Source organism: Thalassoroseus pseudoceratinae (genome assembly GCF_011634775.1).
Classification (GTDB): Bacteria; Planctomycetota; Planctomycetia; order Planctomycetales; family Planctomycetaceae; genus Thalassoroseus; species Thalassoroseus pseudoceratinae.
The window spans coordinates 898,524-914,290 of record NZ_JAALXT010000002.1 but is presented as its reverse complement, the minus strand read 5'-3'; the positions used below and the strand labels follow the sequence as shown (position 1 = coordinate 914,290).

Below are 15,767 nucleotides of genomic sequence, written 5' to 3'. Positions count from 1 at the left end.
AGCTGCATCATGATGCAACGAATTGGGTAAATTGACAATGCTGACGGAAACCACGGAAACAATCGTAGAACCAAACACCGAACAGCCAACGTGTCGGATGGTAACGTTGGGCTGCAAGGTCAATCAGTACGAAACGCAGCTTGTCAAAGAGGCTCTCGTTCAGAACGGATATCGGGAAGCCACGGACGACGAACCGGCAGATTTGTGCGTCGTCAACACGTGCACGGTGACGAACACCGGCGATTCCAAGAGCCGTCAGGTGATTCGACAGCTCGCTCGACAGAATCCGGGAACACGCACGCTGGTCATGGGTTGCTACGCCACTCGCGACCCCAAAACCGTTTCCGATCTGCCGAACGTCTTCGAAGTCGTTACCAACAAACGCGAACTCCCGGACGTGCTGGATCGGCTCGGCATCCGCGATATGCCGGCTGGAATCAGCCACTTCGATGGCCGCAAACGAGCCTACGTCAAGGTGCAGGACGGTTGCATCCTCAAGTGCACCTATTGCATTATCCCGAGTGTCCGTCCGGGGTTACAAAGTCGGCCGCCAGAAGATATCGAGGACGAAGTTCGCCGATTGGTCGACAACGGCTACAAAGAAATCGTGATCAGCGGGATTCACGTCGGTCACTACGGCGTGGACACCACCCGCGGGAAATCCGGGTTGCCCCCGTTTCGATTATGGCATTTGTTCCGCAAACTCGATCGTATCCCAGGGGACTGGCGAATGCGACTTTCGAGCGTTGAGACGGCTGAGATCAACGACGATTTCATCAACGCCGCCGCCGATTGCGAACATCTGTGTCCGCAATTCCATCCGGCTTTGCAAAGCGGATCGGACACAGTTCTCCGCCGAATGCGACGCCGTTATTCCGTGGAACGCTTTCTCGACAAACTCGATCGCATGCGGGAAGTTCTCGGAAATGTCGCGTTCACGACCGATGTCATCGTCGGTTTTCCCGGTGAAACCGAAGAGGAATTTCAAGAAACAATGGCGGCCTGTGAACGTGCGAAGTTCATGAAAATCCACCTATTCCCGTTTAGTGCCCGCAAAGGGACAAAAGCGGTCGATTTTGACGGTCAGATCTCACCCGAAGTTCGAAAAGATCGGATGCAGCGGATTTCCACTCTCGAACGGGAGTTGGCGATGAGTTACTATACATCCATGATTGACCAACCACTCCAGGTGCTGGTTGAACGCCCCATTGCAGATCGACCGGGCTGGGTCCGCGGGACCGATCGGACGTACGTCCCGGTCGAATTGCCTGGAACCGACGACGATATCGGGCAATTTGTGATGGCGGTCGGTGACAAAACATGTCAAGATTCTCTGTACGCCAAACGGTTGGCATCACCCGATGCCAAAACCGAACAACGAATTGTTGTAACGTAACAGGACAAACCGTGGACGACTTTGGCAGCTTCGTTTCTCACTATTTCCGCTTCCGATTTCATCGCGATGGCGATGTGGTTGTAGCCGAATGCACCCAATCGAAGTTGTCGGAAGAGGAAAATATCGAATCAGTCGGACATGAACTGCTCACGCTGATCGAAAAATACGGTTGTCGCCAACTGATTGTCGACTTGAACCAGGTTCTGTACGTGACCAGTTCCATGTTAGGAAAACTCATTCGAGCCCATCGACAAATGCACCGGGTTAATGGTGAGATGGTCTTGATCGGCCTAACTCCCACTGTGTTGGAAACTCTCGACACCAGCCGACTGATCGACTATTTCAATGTCGCTAAGAATGACGAGGAGGCCCTCGAATTCTTCGATCAGATGGAGAGGGAACCAGACGAGAGTTCCGAACCAGCGGATTCCGAGTAAGGAAGTGTGGCAGTGCTGATCGCCATTGAAGGCATTGATGGGTCCGGCAAGGGTACCCAAGCGGCTCGCGTGACCGAGCAACTCCGTAAACAAGGCAAAACCGTTCAACTGCTGAGTTTCCCCCGCTACGATGCCACCTTTTTCGGGCGGGCGATTGGCGAGTTTCTCAATGGCAAATTCGGTTCGCTCGATGAAGTTCCGCCCTTCTTGGCTTCTCTGTTGTACGCCGGCGATCGCTTTGAATCTCGAGATGTTTTGAACGATGCGCTCGCGTCCAACGATATCGTTGTGCTAGATCGATATGTCGCATCGAATATTGCCCACCAAGGTGCGAAAGTCGAAGGGGAAGAGCGACAACGGCTCATTCGTGACATCGAGCATCTGGAATACGAAATCTACGGCCTCCCGCGATGCGACTGCACGATCCTTCTAGATTTGCCCGTCGGCGTCGCTCAGCAACTGATCGCCAAAAAAGCTCAACGCACTTACACAGAAAAAGCGGCTGACTTGCAGGAGGCCGATGGAAGTTACTTGGCGAAAGTGCGTTCGGTCTACCGAGAACTGACCCACAACGATCCGGCTTGGAGCGTCGTCGATTGTGTTTGCGAAGACAAACTGCGATCGTTGGAGGAAATCACGCAGGAAATCCTCGATCGGTTGTGATCGGCGATTCCTTCCATCACCGCTCGAATTGGGAACGCCATGAGAAAGTTCTCTCAACGGTCACGATTGACCGCCAGTCTGTGCATCGTGCCTATGTTGCTACTCCCCTGCTCGCTGACAGCAGCGGAAGCTACGAAGCCGAAAGTCGTCCGGGACATCGAGTTTGCTGTGGTCGATGGACACAGCTTGAAGCTTGATCTCCACATGCCATCAGAGACAGCAGATTCGCCGCTCGTGGTGTGGATTCATGGAGGCGGATGGCGAAACGGCAGCAAGGAACGATGTCAGGTCCATTGGCTAACCAAGCATGGCTTCACCGTGGCCAGTATCTCTTACCGCCTCTCAAGCAAGGGCACGTTTCCCGATCAAATTCATGACTGTAAGGCCGCAGTGCGGTGGCTACGAGCGAACGCGAACAAATATGGTTTTTCCACCGCTCGCATCGCAGTCGCTGGTTCAAGTGCGGGCGGTCACCTGGCAGCGTTGCTCGGTACCACTGCCGACGTCGAAGAATTGGAAGGCACCGTCGGTGGGAACCTCGATCAATCGTCTCACGTGGACGCAATTGTCGACTATTTCGGGCCAACCGATTTCGTTCTCCGCTCCAAGACACAACCTGACAAGACAACCAAGAAAAACGCTCCGGTACGACTGCTACTCGGTGGCCCGGTTGATGAGAAAATCGAATTGGCCCGATTGGCATCACCCGCGCTTCATGTCACCTCGGACGATCCGCCGTTGCTCATTTTTCATGGCAAGAAAGACAGGACGGTGCTGTTTGCACAATCCGAACGAATTGTCGAGGAGTACAACAAAGTGAACCGACTGGTGACTCTCCATGCACTGGAAAATGCCGGACATGCTGGTGGAGTGTTTTACCGTGAACCCAACCAGACGCGTTTGGTGAACTTTCTCGACAAGCACCTACGCCCAAAGAAAAAGTGATCAACCATCCTCGGCTGAAACCGTCACAATCACATTCTTGAACGCCGGCGTTTTTGAGAGCGGATCGACGGCTCGCGACACGAGCACATTCGATTCCGGGTAATACATCACCGCCGTTCCGCTTCGGACGTCGAAGGGGCGAACAATGATGTTCCGCATTTCACCCGTGTCGCTTTTGACACGGACTCGCTGATCAGCCCCAAAACCCAGGCGTTCGATGTCCGCCGGATTGAGTAGGATCACATCGCGTCGTTCTTGGCCGCGATAGAGGTCTTCCTCATCGTAGACGACCGTATTGAATTGCCCCTCGGAGCGGATCGACATGAGTCGAAACTCACCGTCAGCAAGGCTGTTTTGCGGCAACGGAACCGCGTGAAATTTCGCTTTTCCAGTCTCGGTGGGAAAGTTGTATTCCTCGACCGCTCGGCCGGGAACGTGAAACTCCTGTTTCGTCTCATCCACATTGCCCATGGCTACGTATTCGGGGATGAGTTCTCCCATCAATTTCCGAACGGCGGCATGACTTTCCATGTCCACCCAATCGACCGGCCCACCATCAGCTCCCAACAATCGTCGAGCGATTCCACAGAGAATCGAAACTTCGCTTCGAGGACCCTCGTATCGGGTTGGACCACCGTCACTATATCTCACAAAGCTGAACATCGACTCTTGCGTAGTCGGTTGCGGTTCCTCGTCGCGAGGCAGGACCGGGAGAACAATCGTTTCCCGACCGACTCCCCAAGCATGTCCGGTGTTCAACGTGGTGGAGAGATAAACGACCTGATCGATCTTCTCCATCGCATTGGCCGCGAATTGAGAATCTGGATTACTCCCGAACAGATTGCCGCCGAGACAGAAAGCGGCATCGATCTCACTTCGACCAGCGGCCTCCATACAGGCCATCGTATCGTAACCCGGCGACGAGGGCGGCGTGATGCCAAGTCGGTCTTCAAAGCGTTCGAGCATTGCTTTCTTGAGCGTGGGAGTCACACCGACAGACCCCATACCCTGCACGTTGCTGTGGCCGCGAATCGGCATTACCCCCGCACCACGTCGCCCGACCATCCCACGAAGTAGCAACAAATTGGCGATCGCTTGCACGGTCTGAGTGCCATGCAAATGATGCGTGACTCCCATCGCCCAGCCAATGACGACGTTCTTCGCCGACAGAAACTGATCGGTTAGTTTCTCGATCACCTCACGATCGACGCCACTCCCCGCCACAATCTCGTCCCACGAAATTTGTTCGATGTGCGAACGAAGCTCTTCAAATTGCAGGGTATGGTTTTTGAGAAACTCCGAGTCTTCCGCCCCGCGTTCGAGAACGGCCTTGGCAATTCCCGTGAGCAATGCCAGATCGCCGCCGCAATGCGGCTGAATGTAATCGGTTGCAATCTTCGAGCCGAAGAGCAAACTCCGCACGTCGCTCGGCACACTAAAGTTAATGAGACCCAACTCTCGGAGAGGATTGATGACAACGATCTTTCCTCCGTTTCGTCGAAGCTGCATCAACGATCGCATGAGTCGAGGATGATTGGACGCGGGGTTCGCCCCCATGAGAATGTAGAGGTCACAATGCTCCAAGTCCTCCAATCGAACGGTTCCCGCCCCCGTGCCGATGCTGCTCGAAAGCCCCACGCCGCTTGCTTGATGACAATAATAGGAGCAGTTGTTGACGTAGTTCGTCCCAAACAACCGTGCCATCAGTTGCAACAGAAAGCCGGCTTCGTTCGATGATCGTCCGCTTGCGTAGAAAAAACTTCGCTCCGGTCCGGAAGCCCGAAGTTTCTCGGCGATTTTATCGAGTGCTTCGTCCCAGCCAATGGGTCGGTAATTCTGTCGATCACCATCGAGAATCAGCGGTTGCGTGAGTCGCCCTGAGTTCTCCAATTGCCGCGGCGAAAGGCTTCGCAACTTAGGTAGCGAATACGTCTCAAAGAAGTCTCGGGCGATGGCCGGTTGTAAATCGGATGCCATTGCCTGGAAGGACTTTTTACAGACTTCCGGGAAATGGCCACCCTCGTTGACCATTCCACCGAGTTGTCCGCCCATACCAACCGCGCAAGTCTTACACGTGTTTTTTGAACGTATGCCGTCCCACATGCGTCGCCAACCGACGCGATTTGCCAGTTTCAAGCTGTAACGAATTGCTTTCCATCCGCCACCACGTTTGGGTGCTCTCATTGATTCCATTTCCTGGAGACGCTCAGAGAATCTCGGTTCTTCGGCTCGGGTTCAAACGAGGATTTCGTCGATCACACGGGCCGGCTCGGTGCCGGTTAGACTTTGATCGAGACCCTGATAACGGAAAGTCAGCCGTTCGTGGTCGATCCCCAATTGATGCAGAATCGTCGCGGACATATCGCGAATGTGAACCGGGTTTTCAACAATGTTGTAGCTGTAATCGTCGGTGCGGCCGAACTCGAAACCGCGTTTAATCCCGGCTCCGGCCATCCACATTGTGAAGCTGCGACCGTGATGGTCCCGGCCGTGATTGTCGGCCGTCAGTTTGCCTTGTGAGTAGATCGTCCGTCCAAATTCTCCACCCCAAACCACCAGCGTATCTTCGAACATGCCCCGTTGTTTCAAGTCTTTGATCAGTGCAGCCGCACCCTGGTCGATGGTTTCGCATTGCCCGCGAATCAGTTTCGGCAAACTGCCATGTTGGTCCCAACCCCGGTGGAACAACTGAATAAACGGCACGCCACGTTCGGCCAGACGGCGAGCGATGATGCAATTCCGCGTGAAGCTGCCCGGTTTCTTAGCTTCGGGACCGTAAAGATCGTATGTCGATTTTGGTTCGTCGGTCATTTCCATGAGGTCGGGGACCGACGTTTGCATCCGAAACGCCATTTCATATTGAGCGATTCGCGTCTGCGTCTCGGGATCGCCGAACTCTTCGTAATGCTGCTGATTGATCTTCGCGATTCGATCCAACATTCGGCGACGCATCTTCCGATCGATTCCTGGTGGGTCATTCAGGTACAAGACCGGTTCCGCCCCCGCTCGCAACGCCACGCCTTGGTGTTTCGACGGCAAGAACCCGCTGCCCCACAACCGAGAGTACAACGCCTGTTTCTGCCCGGGACCTTTGGAAATCATCACGATGTACGCCGGAAGATTCTTGTTCGGGCTGCCCAATCCATAGCTGACCCACGCCCCCATGGTCGCTTTTCCCGGTTGTTGGAAACCGGTGTTGATGTACGTGATTGCCGGATCGTGGTTGATGGCTTCGGTATGAACCGACTTGATAATCGTCATGTCGTCGACGACTTTGGCCACGTTTGGCAGAATCTCGCTGACCCATGTGCCATGTTTGCCGTGCTGCTTGAATTCGAACATCGGCGCAACGACGGGAAACGATTTCTGACCGGATGTCATCGTGGTGATGCGTTGATCGCCTCGCACGGAGTTTGGCAACTCTTTGCCATGATGTTCCCGGATTTCCGGATGGTAGTCGAATGTGTCAATGTGCGACGGCCCACCCGCCATGAACAGATAAATGACCCGTTTCGCCTTCGGAGCAAAATGCGGCAAGGACGGCAACCCACCGTTGGCTGCTGCCGACATGTTCGCTGGTGTTGCGGCCTGGGCTGCGGACACTCCAGCATTGCCCATGAGCGATGCAACTGCCGCTGCTCCCAACGGTCGAGTCGAGTTCATCAGCAACGAGCGACGCGTAAGATTGCGTTGGTATTCGAGAATTGGATTCATGATCAGTCCATCCGATTGTATGTCTTGTTTCCAACTAAGTTCTCGGGCCGTCTGCGGTAGACAAACCGGGATTAACCGCGGGTCACGGTTTGATCGAGATTGAGAATCATGCTCGTCACGATGGTCATTGCAGCGTGTTCGGCAGGCGAAAGTTTCTCATCGCGGGGCGCCTCGCCAACGGCAAGCAGTTTCGTCGCTCGCTCGTTCTCGCTGGTGAACGTAGCGAATTCTTCCTCGTAGGTATCTTGCAGCAACTTGAGAACTGAATCGGTCGGCCGCACACCAGTCGCCAAGCGGAATGCGTAAACGATTTGTTCGTCAACCGAATCGCCACCTTCGTGCATCGCCCGTTCCGCGAGCACCCGTGCGGCTTCCACGAACTGCGTATCATTGAGCGTTACGAGAGCTTGCAGCGGGGTGTTGGTTCGTGAGCGTTCGAGCGAACACTTCTCCCGCGTTGGCGAATCGAAAATTGTCATCGCCGGTGCCGGTGCCGACCGTTTCCAATATGTGTAGAGGCTACGACGGTACAAGTCGCTGCCGTGATCCTGCACGAACCGCACATTGCCGCTGAGGCTGACTTCATTCCACAGCCCCGGTGGTTGATACGGCTTCACGCCGGCCCCGCCAACTTCCTTCACAAGCAGTCCGCTGGCGGCAAGTGCGTTGTCGCGGATGAACTCCGCTTGCAGACGGAATCGTGGCCCCCGTGCAAGCAGTTTGTTTTCCGGATCAGCTCGGAGCAACTCCGGTGTGACCCGTGTCGATTGCCGATACGTGGCGGACATGACCATCATCTTGAGCATACGTTTGATGTCCCATCCACTTTCGACGAAGTCGACCGCGAGCCAATCGAGCAACGCGGGGTGTGTTGGCCAATCGCCTTGAGCACCGAAGTCCGCAAGCGTCTTCACAAGACCGCGTCCAAACAACATCGACCAATAGCGATTCACCGTCACGCGGGCGGTCAATGGATGCCGAGGATGAGTCAGCCATTGAGCCAACCCCAGCCTGTTCGCCGAGACGCCCTCCGGAAGCGGCGGCAACATGCTGGGCGTTCCAGGTTGGAGCGGTTCATCTTTCTTTGGCGAGGAATAATTCCCCCGGTCCAGCACGAAGGTCGGCCGCATTTTAGCGACGTCCTGCATCACCATCACATCGACTATCGGCTTCGAAAGTTGACCGATCTTCGCGTCGAGAGCAGCGACGTCGGCGGTCAGCTTCTGATAGGTTTTGTCAACACTTGTCAGATAGTGTTGCTTGAGAGTTTTGCGTTCGGCATCGGTACGTTCATCGGCGTTCTTCACCAACAACGGTGTGATGGGATCGCTCCCCGCGAGAGCTGCAACTTCGCTCTCGGAGAGAGTTCGCGGATAAATTCGCACGTCATCAATGAGTCCCTTGTAAGCTGAACCAGGATTGCGACGCCCTAAATACAACGGCACTTTCGTCCGAATGGTACCGGAGAGACGATCTTGTTCCACATCGAGCTTCTGTAACTTACCGTCAAAGTAAACTTTCACGCCGCTCGCTTTGCTGGAGCCGTCGTAAGTGACGAACACGTGTCGCCATTCGTTCGGTTTCAGTTTGCCCTTGGTGCGAACCTTCAGGGAATTCGACGGCCAAGTGTTGATCAAATGAATCTGGGCGACGCCACCGGCAATGTGCAAGTCGAAACCACGGTGCCCGTTGCCATCGTTCATGCGGGCGATTGGTGCTCCGGTCGGGTTGCCGTTGGGCTTGATCCAAGCACCGTAGGAGAATTGATCGGTGCGTTCAAAGTCGCCCACACCATCAAAGCCGATATAGTTCGATCCATTGCAATCGAACGCCTGCCCCGATTTTCCCTCGGCCCATTTGGTCGGTCCATGGATTTTGCCGGTCGTTTTTTCGACGACGAGATTGTCGGCTGCGTTGTCGAGCGACGAATGAAACGCCATCCCGCCGGGCAAAACCGGAGTTTCGCCAGCCTGTTTCGATGCCTCCGCCAGCCATGACTCGAACTTCGGTTGAACCTCGGCGGCGTACTGTTCCCGTTGTTTGACCAGAGCCTCTTTCTTCGGCTTGAGCTTGCCGGCCTCCGCAAGTTTGACGTCGTCGAACAAGTCGACCTTCGGCGTTTGATTGCCCTTCCGCGTTTGCATCCCGGGGTCAGCGGCCTGATTGAAGTACGCGAAGAAGCGGTAGTATTCCTTCTGCGAAATCGGGTCGTATTTGTGATCGTGACATTGAGCACACTCCATGCTCAACCCCAACCAAACCATCGACGTGGTCTTCACACGATCGACTGCGTATTCCACCCGGTATTCCTCGGCGATCGCTCCCCCTTCATCGGTGGTCGCGTTGTTTCGCAGGAACGCCGTTGCCACCTTCTGTTCCAATGTCGGGTTCGGCAGCAAATCCCCTGCGAGTTGCTCGACCGTGAAGTCTTTGAACGACTTATTGGAGTTGTAAGAATTGATCACCCAGTCTCGCCAAGGCCACATGTCGCGAGGGCCGTCTGCGTGGAACACGCTCGTGTCGCCGTAGCGAGCGGCATCCATCCACATGACCGCCATTCGTTCCCCGAACTCCTGGGAAGCCAACAGTCGATCGACGGCCCGTTCGTAAGCATCTTCCGAAGGATCTTTGACGAACGCATCCATGTCCTGAATACTTGGCGGCAGACCGGTGAGGTCCAACGAGACCCGTCGCAACAGCAACGCACGATCGGCTTCCGGACTCGGCTTCAAGCCTTCGCGTTCCAACCGTGCGATGATGTACGCATCAATCGGGTTTCGCACGGCTTCGGCATGTTCGACGTCTGGGACAGGCGGTTTGACTGGTGGAATAAACGACCAATGCCCTTCCCATTTTGCCCCGGCCGCAATCCACTTCTGGAGAATCTCGATCTCACTCGGTTCGAGTTTGAGATGCGAATCCGGTGGTGGCATTTTCATGAATTCGTCGTTGGACTGAATTCGCTCCCAGGCGGCACTTTTTTTCAATCCACCAGAGAACACCGTGCGGATTCCCTCTTCCGTATCAAGACGAAGATCGGCCTCGCGACTGGCCACATCCGGACCGTGACACGTAAAGCACTTCGAGGACAGAATCGCACGGACATCACGATTGAATCGGATCGCATCGTCTGTCGCTTGGCCGATGGTACCGGTCAACAGAACCAACGACGACGACAAAAGGAATTCGAATCGCATGAACATCTTTCCCAGCATTAACGTGAGATGAACGAATCTTTATTTTGCGAGACGCAAGGTCGCTTTGCAACCCGCTGTCATCTCCAGAGGTAAAGTCCCAACGCCACCAGCAGACACAAGCCAGCGACCAGATCGCGGGCGGTCCACTGATCGCTACGACGGTGAAACCGAAGGAAGCCCAACAGGGCCCCCGTCGGGCAACCGTATCGACAGTACGCCATCGGAACGAACAACGACGCCACGAGCCCCACCCCGGCGATCACCAGAGTTGCCACGCCCGCAATTTTCCAGAGGTATGCATCAAAGGGTTCGATATCGACGAGGCTGAACTCCAACTGCGACATCGCCACGATCACCACCCAGATCAGCAGTAAGCCAGGGATGATTTTCAACCCGCGTCTCAACCATTTCGGCAGATGCCATTGCCAGGGCAGACGGTTGCGAAGTAACTGCTGGGCGGCACCATGCGGACAAAGATGCGTGCAATACACATTCGATTTCGAAAACAGCGGAACGACAAATGCCGCAACGGTCAGAAAAAACAGCCCCGCAACCGCACGGATCGGCACGCCGTTTTTTGCCCAGCCAACTAGCAACGCTTGCGAAAGCATGTCGCCATTGGTCAAACCGAGATACCCCACCAAAACCAGCAAGAATGGAATTCGAATCCATGTTCGCCCCCGCAACGACGTCATTCCGATGACCAGCCCCAAAACGACGACAATCCCTGTTCCATAGTCGCGAATCGACGGGCTCCACGTTTGCGGTTCACTCGACTGAGTTTGAAGCTTTTCGACAGACTCCAAATACGTGTTTGCCGCCGTTTGCAAGCTCTGTGCAATCGCCTGGCTCGTCATCGTGGCCCCCGAGACTCCCTCGATCCCTTCGGCTTCGAGAGACATCTCAGCCAAATCCTTGAGCGTTTGTCCGTTGAAGGACTCCGGAAAGAAATAGTCTTCACGCACGTAGCCAACATACGGTTCGTTGTCGAAACTTTGTCCAATCACGAGTCCGATGACCTGATCTTCCAAGTCAAATCCGATCAATGACAACGTCGGTCCCTGGTATCCAATCACACCATCCGCAGCCGGCGACGTTCGCAAAACCCGACCGACATTCTGACCGGCTTCAACGACATGCCATAGCATCGACAAATTCGCGTCGGCTTCCAATTTGTCCGCATCGGGAAAGAGATGTTGAACTTGCTCAAGCGTCGGCGGCTCGGGGAACCGCAACGATGTTGGCTGATGACCGCCGAGTCGTTCGGAGATGGATTCCAACATGGCAACACTCGTGAGCGTGGCCCCTGAGACCGCATCAATGTCGGTAAACGGGACATCGTTCGCTTCTCGCCCGATCAATGCTTCGCGAAACGACTCATCCTGCATGATTTGTCCAACGTGTTCGTCAGTGTCGCCACTCGACAAAATCGCAATTCCGGCAATTTCATCGTCTGGGCCAAACCCGACCATGACATTTGTCGCGCCGGAGAACCCGATGTTGTCGTCTGATTCCGGAGCGGTTTGCAGCACGTACCCAAGTCGCTTGCCATCATGGGCCTGCACATCCCGCGTCCCATCCGGTGTGGTTTCCCCGAGCGAACTTGCATCGGGAAAGATGGTCCGCACGCGTTCCATCGCCACGCCAAACCGGGCCGCTTCGGCTTTCCGAGACGCATCGAATCGCGTTTGTTGCAAGTGGATCAAAATCACAACTGAGGCAAAAACCCCCGCCCGGACCATATGCACGATGAGACGCTGCACGAATGCCACCAACTCCTTGAATCGAATGAATCACCACTGCCAAACCAAAGTCCGACAGATTGCTTCAACTGCTCTCCGCCGATCAAGTTCTAGCCAAATTCTTAGTCCACGCCAATGACCAAGGCAAACCGTGATGCCACTGGACGGTGGATCGTTGCGGTTATATCCAACTGACAATCGGACGGCTCACCGATGAGAAGTCGTCCTACCCCGAGAGGTACTGCCAGGATTGACCTCTAGTCTTGCACGCCCCGTTTCGGAAGCCCATACTGCGAGTGACATGAAAACATCACGCCGTTCATCTCCGCCTATCTCCATGCGGCTCATTGTCACGAATCCAACGCCCCGTTCTCAGAACTCACCAGACCGATTTCAGGTTAGCGCTCATGAAAACTCGAAACATGTTTCCCAAGCTACTGTTGATCTGCCTTTCAGTCTTGTCGACTCAGGAACTCGCATCGGCTTTCGATCGTGATCCGATTCGTTTAACACATGGCCCGATGCTAGGCCGAGCGGACGCTCACTCGATGAGTGTGTGGGGACGTACCTCGGACCCCGGTGAATTCCTCGTTCGTTATGGTTTCGATCCAGACCGGCTTGATCAATCAAGCCAACCAGCCCAGACCACGTTAGCTCACGACAACACAGGTGTCGCGAAACTGACAGATTTAAAGTCGGATTCCAAATACTACTATCAGGCATGGGTCAATGGTCGTCCCCATGGTTTGCCAGGAACGTTTCGCACTCTTCCGAGTCCCAAGGACACTCGGAACGCGGAACACAATCCGGAAGGCCTCTACAACTTTCGTTTTCAAATCGGTTCCTGTGCCAATCAAAACCCACTCCACGGTGGTGGACATCGCCTACTAACATACGAACATCTCAACCGTGATTGGGCTGACAAAGTTCACTTTCATATCATGAATGGAGATTGGCTTTATGAGGAACTACGCGAGTACCCACCAGAGGCATGGCGACTCACTCAAGGAGTGAAAGACTATCCTCTTTCCGTCAAAATTATGCCTACGGTCGTTGGGGTGTGGGAAAACTACAAACTTTATCTCAGCCGAAGCGGCGAACTCTCAAAGTGGCATCGCAATGTTCCTAGTTACTTCACCTTCGACGACCACGAACTCGTCAACGACATCTGGGGATCATCCGAAGCCGGAAAACGCCATCGACGAACCGTATTCCGCGACATCGGCACCTATGCATGGTTCGATTACCTCGGATGGGCCAACCCCATGGAACACGAACACCCAATCCACTTCGGTCAAGGGACGATGAAATCCGAGAGCGACTTGCTAGTCGACCCGCAAACAGACTTTACGAAACTACCACTGAAAGAGATGCTAAACCTTCACGTTCACTGGGGAACACCAAAGGCGGGTGTCAACGACATTAAGTACGACAACGATGACGGCAACAAAAACTCATATGTTTACGATATCGTTGAAGTTGTTGACAAACACACTCTCAAACTACATATGCCTGCGAAAGTCGACGACAAGGTTAACTACTCGATCGGCCGTCGAAGCTATGGAAAGTTCCGTGTCTCGAACTGTGAATTTTATATGTTGGATACGCGTGGTGATCGTGACATGCACGACATTCGCCATCGAGACAAACCCGGTGTTTCGATGATCGGCAAACCGCAACGGGAATGGCTGCTGAAATCAATGCGAGAAAGCGACGCAGACTTTTTCTTTGTGGTTTCAACGGTGCCATTTATGATCCCGCACAGCGGTGCCGGTGGAGTGGCATTTAATGAAAGCAATAAAGAAGAAGCTTGGACGGGCTTCTTCGAGGAGCGTGAACTGCTCATCAATGAATGGAGCAAACTCGGCAAGAAAGTCTTCGTGATGACGGGGGATCTACATAACAGTTTCGCGATCAAAGTAACCGACGACATCTGGGAGTTCTGCTGTGGGCCGCACAATAGTGTGAATCACGTTCCCAAACTGGATGAGAGCGACCGACCCGCAACAGGAAAATGGAAATTTGGACCGCGAGAATGCGACATTCGCTGGAGTTCATACATACTACCCGACCTCCCAAGACTCGAACGCCTGTATCCACATTTCTGCGTGGTCCAAGTGAATAATGTCTTCAACATGCCCAAGAAACTTGGGGACAAACGGTGGGTGGCATACCCCCATCCACAAGTCATTTTCCAGTATTACGATGGACGGACCGGCGAACTCGACTATGCCGAAGCAATCTCAGTCGACCACTAACAACGTACTGGAATTGACCCTAGTTTAAGATCATCAACGTCATTCGAAAGTTGCCGAACTACCTCCGTAAAAAGTAGGAATCCTGTGGAACGCGGTAACGAACATCAAGGTGGGGTGTCGCTAGCCGACTTTGTCCCTTGGCGAGAGACTGTAAGCACGCTTCCACAAGGCCACTTGTCAATAGTGTCCGTTCTACAGGGTAAACTGCTTTTCCTGTGAGAAACATCGTTTCTGCATGAGCCATGAGTCCGGCCGAGTAAACGACGTTGGGCGTGGGCGGCAAATGAAACAACGTCGAGATCGGTTGTTCTGATCCTTTGAGTTTCGCAGCGAACGTAAAGTCTTCCACAAGACCATTCATCAACAACATTGTTGCCTTTGTTCCGTCGCGATATTCGATCCGGTACGCAACAGGTTCTTTGACCCATGCCCGAATCTCATCCAAATTCGGCAATTTATGACTAAACGTCTCTGGTGGACGCAAAGTCTGACTGCGTGACAAACACGCTTCCCACAATTTCGTGTCCCATCCACCACTTTTCCAATTTCCCTTGGCCATTGCCTGCCAAACTGCGTCGCCTTCCAATGCATGAACGGCGGCAACTCCAGTCTCGCCCCCGCGACGACGCTCCGCCATGCATTGCATCATTTCAAGTGCATGAAAATCGTAGATATCGGTTGGCCCATACGCGACGCCCATGATTTCCTCCACATCAGCCCCATGAGGAAGATCAATCGCTGGCATTCGCCAAGTCACCGGCAATGAGGATCCCCCTTGCAATGTGAAACCGAGCGACTTCGATGTGGCAACCATTTGCTTGGCCCATTCGAACTTCCACGACAGATGCTTGTCATTGAACACCGGGACCGACTTGCCATCCTCTTGAAAGACTTTGGCAATCTCTTGAAAGAACTCATACCTTGGGTACTGTTTCTGACCGTACTTGTTAATTGGGTAGTCACCGTGTTCGCCAATTACAAGCACGCCGTCCACGGCTAATTCTTCACCGCCGTTGCGTAGGGCATCCGCGATCGTCGGAAAGATCTTGAATCCATATCGTTGAGCACGATCGCGGCTTAAATCGTCGTCGCCAACTTGATCGACAAATGCGGAAACCACATCAATCGGCGGGGAATGCCAACCACCTTGACGCGGGTAGCCATGCATAAACCGTTCGGCCATGTGCCAAGAGTGCGAACGTTCTCGCCACACGGTTGTGACAACGGCAATCTTCTTCCGAGACTTCTTCGCATCGGCCGCAAACACGCTGCCCGTCGGTGATAGAAATAAGGATGCCCCGGTGGCGCCCACTATGTTGAGGAAATTTCGCCTGTGGATCGTCATGAGTCTTCCAGTCTAAGAATTCGTGCGAACTGCGTTCTTGAGAGTGAGCGCCATCGGAACTTCATTGTTC

Annotated in this window: 10 protein-coding genes; 5 read left to right on the top strand and 5 right to left on the bottom strand. The window is 54.1% G+C overall.

What is annotated here, in order from left to right; translation table 11 throughout:
* The first annotated feature begins 37 nt into the window (after nt 1-37).
* Genes mtaB through G6R38_RS09065 form a run of 4 tightly spaced genes read left to right on the top strand, consistent with a single transcriptional unit; the run spans nt 38 to nt 3,441 of the window.
* The gene (gene mtaB, locus G6R38_RS09080) at nt 38-1,396 is read left to right on the top strand and encodes a tRNA (N(6)-L-threonylcarbamoyladenosine(37)-C(2))-methylthiotransferase MtaB (RefSeq protein ID WP_166823175.1); all 1,359 of its coding nucleotides are present in this window, start codon (nt 38-40) and stop codon (nt 1,394-1,396) included.
* Between the two features lie 11 nt (nt 1,397-1,407).
* Complete coding sequence (locus G6R38_RS09075; RefSeq protein ID WP_166823172.1) at nt 1,408-1,833, top strand: STAS domain-containing protein; 426 nt, start codon at nt 1,408-1,410, stop codon at nt 1,831-1,833.
* A 12-nt stretch (nt 1,834-1,845) separates the two neighbouring features.
* A complete protein-coding gene (locus G6R38_RS09070; RefSeq protein WP_240928128.1) occupies nt 1,846-2,496 on the top strand; it encodes a thymidylate kinase in 651 nt (216 codons plus the stop codon).
* 39 nt (nt 2,497-2,535) lie between these two features.
* Complete coding sequence (locus G6R38_RS09065) at nt 2,536-3,441, top strand: alpha/beta hydrolase (RefSeq protein WP_206028515.1); 906 nt, start codon at nt 2,536-2,538, stop codon at nt 3,439-3,441.
* Here the strand turns inward: G6R38_RS09065 and G6R38_RS09060 are convergent, their stop codons facing one another.
* The 4 genes from G6R38_RS09060 to G6R38_RS09045 all read right to left on the bottom strand — a co-directional run bounded on the left by G6R38_RS09060 (nt 3,442) and on the right by G6R38_RS09045 (nt 12,115).
* Nucleotides 3,442-5,625, bottom strand: coding sequence for an FdhF/YdeP family oxidoreductase (locus G6R38_RS09060; protein ID WP_166823166.1), 2,184 nt, complete (start codon nt 5,623-5,625; stop codon nt 3,442-3,444). It lies immediately after the preceding gene.
* A 51-nt stretch (nt 5,626-5,676) separates the two neighbouring features.
* Nucleotides 5,677-7,155 carry a DUF1501 domain-containing protein gene (locus G6R38_RS09055; protein WP_166823163.1) on the bottom strand — a complete coding sequence of 493 codons (1,479 nt, stop codon included), beginning with the start codon at nt 7,153-7,155 and terminating at the stop codon, nt 5,677-5,679.
* A gap of 71 nt (nt 7,156-7,226) precedes the next feature.
* The gene (locus G6R38_RS09050) at nt 7,227-10,352 is read right to left on the bottom strand and encodes a DUF1553 domain-containing protein (protein ID WP_166823160.1); all 3,126 of its coding nucleotides are present in this window, start codon (nt 10,350-10,352) and stop codon (nt 7,227-7,229) included.
* A 77-nt stretch (nt 10,353-10,429) separates the two neighbouring features.
* On the bottom strand, nt 10,430-12,115 hold the full coding sequence (locus G6R38_RS09045; RefSeq protein ID WP_166823157.1) for an FMN-binding protein: 1,686 nt from the start codon (nt 12,113-12,115) through the stop codon (nt 10,430-10,432).
* Nucleotides 12,116-12,615: 500 nt separating this feature from the next.
* Here G6R38_RS09045 and G6R38_RS09040 point away from each other — a divergent pair, with 500 nt between their 5' ends.
* The gene (locus G6R38_RS09040; protein WP_390881386.1) at nt 12,616-14,352 is read left to right on the top strand and encodes an alkaline phosphatase D family protein; all 1,737 of its coding nucleotides are present in this window, start codon (nt 12,616-12,618) and stop codon (nt 14,350-14,352) included.
* 58 nt (nt 14,353-14,410) lie between these two features.
* On the opposite strand, the gene G6R38_RS09035 is transcribed toward G6R38_RS09040, so the two are convergent.
* Nucleotides 14,411-15,619, bottom strand: a complete 1,209-nt coding sequence (locus G6R38_RS09035) for a hypothetical protein (RefSeq protein WP_166823151.1) — start codon at nt 15,617-15,619, stop codon at nt 14,411-14,413.
* Nucleotides 15,620-15,767 lie beyond the last annotated feature (148 nt).

What these genes read in the sequence shown, in the direction of transcription:
- mtaB (WP_166823175.1), top strand. Translation starts at nt 38, where the DNA reads ATGCTGACGGAAACCACGGAAACAATCGTAGAACCAAACACCGAACAG.
- G6R38_RS09065 (WP_206028515.1), top strand. Translation starts at nt 2,536, where the DNA reads ATGAGAAAGTTCTCTCAACGGTCACGATTGACCGCCAGTCTGTGCATC.
- G6R38_RS09060 (WP_166823166.1), bottom strand. Translation starts at nt 5,625, where the DNA reads ATGAGAGCACCCAAACGTGGTGGCGGATGGAAAGCAATTCGTTACAGC.
- G6R38_RS09055 (WP_166823163.1), bottom strand. Translation starts at nt 7,155, where the DNA reads ATGAATCCAATTCTCGAATACCAACGCAATCTTACGCGTCGCTCGTTG.
- G6R38_RS09050 (WP_166823160.1), bottom strand. Translation starts at nt 10,352, where the DNA reads ATGCGATTCGAATTCCTTTTGTCGTCGTCGTTGGTTCTGTTGACCGGT.
- G6R38_RS09040 (WP_390881386.1), top strand. Translation starts at nt 12,616, where the DNA reads ATGCTAGGCCGAGCGGACGCTCACTCGATGAGTGTGTGGGGACGTACC.